The organism is Desulfobacter sp. (assembly GCF_050177295.1).
The window spans coordinates 1-4,057 of record NZ_JBFXHE010000405.1; the positions used below are offsets into that span (position 1 = coordinate 1).

Annotated in this window: 3 protein-coding genes; all 3 read left to right on the forward strand. The window is 46.7% G+C overall.

Annotated elements, in window-relative coordinates; all coding sequences use genetic code 11:
- The coding region (locus AB7U36_RS19970) for an HlyD family type I secretion periplasmic adaptor subunit (protein ID WP_428161391.1) at positions 1-973 on the forward strand (973 nt) is incomplete at its 5' end.
- A gap of 147 nt (positions 974-1,120) precedes the next feature.
- Positions 1,121-2,230 (forward strand): glycosyltransferase, encoded by a 1,110-nt coding sequence (locus tag AB7U36_RS19975; protein ID WP_428161392.1) that lies wholly within the window; start codon positions 1,121-1,123, stop codon positions 2,228-2,230.
- A 315-nt stretch (positions 2,231-2,545) separates the two neighbouring features.
- Complete coding sequence (locus tag AB7U36_RS19980; RefSeq protein WP_428161393.1) at positions 2,546-3,940, forward strand: hypothetical protein; 1,395 nt, start codon at positions 2,546-2,548, stop codon at positions 3,938-3,940.
- Positions 3,941-4,057: the final 117 nt, after the last annotated feature.

Below are 4,057 nucleotides of genomic sequence, written 5' to 3' on the forward strand. Positions count from 1 at the left end.
GGCCGAGGCGGGTATGAAACCCTCAATTTCCTGGCCCAAAGCCCTGGATGAGTTGAAGGACGACCCGGAAATTGCCCCGATCCTTTCCTCGGAACAGGATATTTTTGTCTCCAGGCGCTCCGATCTGCAGGGAAAAACAAAACTGTACCAGTCCCAGATCAGTCAGACAAAAAACAGGATTGAAGGCGCCAAAGAAGAGCTAAAAAGTGTGACGGAAATTATCCGGAATCTTGAAGAGGATTTAGCCGGCAAGCGCCCGTTGCTGGCGGAAAAATACATGGGAAAAACCGATATTCTGACGCTTGAAAGAAGCCTTTCCGAGTACCGTGGGCGAAAAGGTAAATTAAAGCAGGATATTGCCCAGTTTACCCAGATGATTGAGGAATATAAACTGCGTATTGCAGATATGGAGAACCAGTATACGGATGCGGCCGTTTCAAAGCTTGGCGAGGTGACCGATTTGATTTTTGACTTGAAAGACCAGATTACGCCGATGCTTGATGCCCAGCATCGGCTCGAGGTCCGGGCTCCGGTCAGCGGGGTCGTCCTTAACATACAGGTTCATTCCGAGGACAGCGGTGTGATCCAGCCCGGAATGCCTTTACTGGAAATAGTACCCAAGGATCTGAGTATGGTGATCAAGGCCCAGGTCCGGCCCCAGGATATTATCAGCGTTAAAAAGGGACAGCCGACCAAGGTGCAGCTGGCCGCATTCCAGAGAAAATCCACCCCCCCCATCAGGGGAAAGGTGACCTATGTCTCCCCGGATTTAATGAGCCAGCAGACCCCCCATGGGGAAACGTCCTATTATGAAGTCCATGTGCTGGTGGATGAAGAGGATTTAAAGGCCCATAACGCCTATCTGTCGCCCGGCATGCCCGCTGCCTGCTATATCACAACCGAAAGCCGGACAGTGATCAGCTATCTTTTAGATCCGTTGCTTGAAAATGTTGATAAAGCCATGCGTGAATAAGGGCCATAGGTTGTGTGATCATTAACAACTTTAATTTATATTTAGAACCACGAAGAGTACGAAGAACACGAAGGATGATTATACCCAATGCTTTCACTCTTCGTACTCTTCGTGCTCTTCGTGGTAAAATAAAATAAGCAATAGGCCATGCCTAAAATAACCCACATTTTTAAGACCTATTTCCCCGAAACCAACGGGGGGCTTGAAGAGGCGATAAGACAGTACGGCAGCCATGCGGCAAAAAACGGGTTTGAGGTTGAGGTGGTCTCTGTGGGGTCCGGCAATTATACGGTGACATCCCCTGATCATATCACAGCACGGTTTTACCGCAAAACCTTTGACCTGCTGTCCAACCCTTTCAGTATGGGTTTTGCCCGTTCCTTTAAACGGATCTGCAATCATACGGATATCCTGCATTTTCATTTTCCCTGGCCCACGGCAGAGCTGCTGGCCCTCTGCCACAGCATTGAAAACCCTGCTCTGGTCACCTTTCACTGTGATATCCACAAAGCCAAACTTTTAAAGCGACTCTACCTGCCCTTTGTGGCCCGGTTTATGGGAAAGATGGATGCCGTCTGCATCTCCAGTAAAAGCCTTTTCAACACCACCCCCTATTTGGCGCAGTTCAAGGATAAAATTCATGAAGTCTCTTACTTTGTGAATAAAAACCGCTTTGCCGGACTTGGGGAGCCGGACCGGGAGGTTGCGGCCTTTGTCGGCAAACACAAAAATTACGCATTGTTTGCCGGGATGCTCAGGTGGTACAAGGGACTTGATATCCTGCTGGATGCTGCAAAACAGATGACGCACCATGTTGCCATCGTGGGCAAAGGGGATCTTTTTGACCGGCTTAACGCCAGAATCCAAAACGAGAAGATCAGCAACGTTCATCTCATGGGGTTTCAAAGTGACGCCAACCTGAAATTTTTAATTGAGAACTGCGGCCTGGTCGTTCTGCCCTCCACCGCCCCGGCTGAAGCCTTCGGCCAGATCCTTTTGGAGGGGCTCTATTTTTCAAAACCCCTGGTCTCTACCGAACTGGGTACCGGTACAAGTATTGTGAACCGGCACAATCATACCGGCTTTGTGGTCCAGGCCGGATGCCATCTTTGCCTGGCCCGGGCCATGGATAAAATCCTGACCGATGAACATTGCGCCCAACGGTTTTCAAAAAATGCCTTTCACCACTACCTGGACAATTTTACCGCCAGAGCCCAGGGGGATAAATATCTTGGGATCTACAGGTCTTTACTTTGAGTGTTTTATTTTACCACGAAGAGCACGAAGGACACGAAGAATAAAACCTCTGGGTACAATCATCCTTCGTGTCCTTCGTGCTCTTCGTGGTGTAATTGGAAAAAAGACGCCGATGGCCAATCTCGGCCAGATATGACCAGAATCTGATTTGTCAACACGATTTTTATATACCCAAAAACAGGGGTGTTAAGAAAAAGGTAAAACATAAAAAAAGCACAACTGTCGCTTCTCTCAATTGATTTATATTTTTAATTTAAGTGATATTTCAGATGGATAATGCAGTATGGCATATATTTTGCTGATTCATTTAGCATTATGAAAATACATATTATACACACACTTATTTCGGCAATGGTTTTCTGGGGTGTTTACGGCCCTGCTGCAGCGCTGTCCGCTGAAGACGATCAATATTTTCTGGATAGGATCAATGAAATCAGAACCGCCCCTTACAATTACGCCATTGAGCATCTGGAATGTACCCCAGATTTTTTAAAAGCCAAGGGGATTAAGCCTGACACAACCTTTGCGCGCTATACGCTGGATGAGAGGTTAACCGCCATGGCTGAAGATGAAAGCCAATTGATGGCCGGTGAAGAGATCACAGTATCCGAGGCCCCCCCTTATTATCGTTTAACCGCATCCACAGGCGGCGTGGTCTCGTTTTTTAATTTTATGTCCCGGGAAACAGCCTTTAAAATTGTCATAAATTATCTTTTTAAAAAAGAACTTGATAACGAGTCGTTTGATCATATTCTGTCCAAAGACTATTCCTCTGCCGGTATTGCCATATCAGCCGGAAAGGTGGGGTCGGGAAATGCGTGGTTTGTTGCTATTTGCCTTCGCTCTTCCGAACTGGTATCTCAAATTCAGATGTTGAATCTGATCAACCAGGTCCGGGCTGATCCGGAAAAAATATCGGAATATACTAATCCGAGAAGAGAGGATTATGAAAACGATCCGATTATCACAGAGTTGATTGACGGCGAGTATAAACCTCTTTTTTTTGATGCCTCCTTGAGCGAATATGCCCGGGCGTATTCATCTTATCTTCTCAACGGAACCTATCAGGAACCTTTGTCCGAGACACAGACGGCTATGGAAAGGGTTGCCCATTGTGGTTATGGTTATGAAGGAGATGCTGTTCAAGAATCCTACGTGCAGATTCCCTCTGTGCCAGGAGAGAGTAGTCCGCCAGTGGACTCGCTCTTTGTATCTTTGATATATAACGAACTAATTGCCTGGCCCACGGGTTATGTTGTTTTCTTAAAGGGTTCTCAGGATGTCGGATTCAGCATGTCTTTTCAGGAAGATGAGAGCTATAACATCTCGGCACTCTCTTTTGTCGTGGGGAAAAAAGCCCCAAATGCCAGTACCGACGAAAATGCTGACATTAATAATGAGCAAACTGTAAGGATATATGGTGTCCTTTTTTCGGATATTGACGGAAAGGGCCTTTACGCTCCGGGATATGAGCTTATTAAACAAACTGTAAAGGTTTATGATGATGAGATGCAAGAGCAAGAGATCCAAAGTGCTGTTACCGACAATGCCGGGCATTTTTTCATGGAACTGCCCGCTAATCAGCAGTATTATTTTAAAGCAACAATAGGCGGTGTTCCGGTCAGCTGGGAAGGGAATGATGGGAATCATCTTATCACTACCGATCAATTTGTTAAATTGACTCACACGCCCACGCCCGATGTGCCCTAAACTCACCACGAAGATCACGAAGGGCACGAAGAATGGAAAAGAATGGAATTTGATGAATTATCTAATCGCGTTATCGGTTACGCCATTGAGGTTCATCGGGAGCTTGGCCCGGGCTTG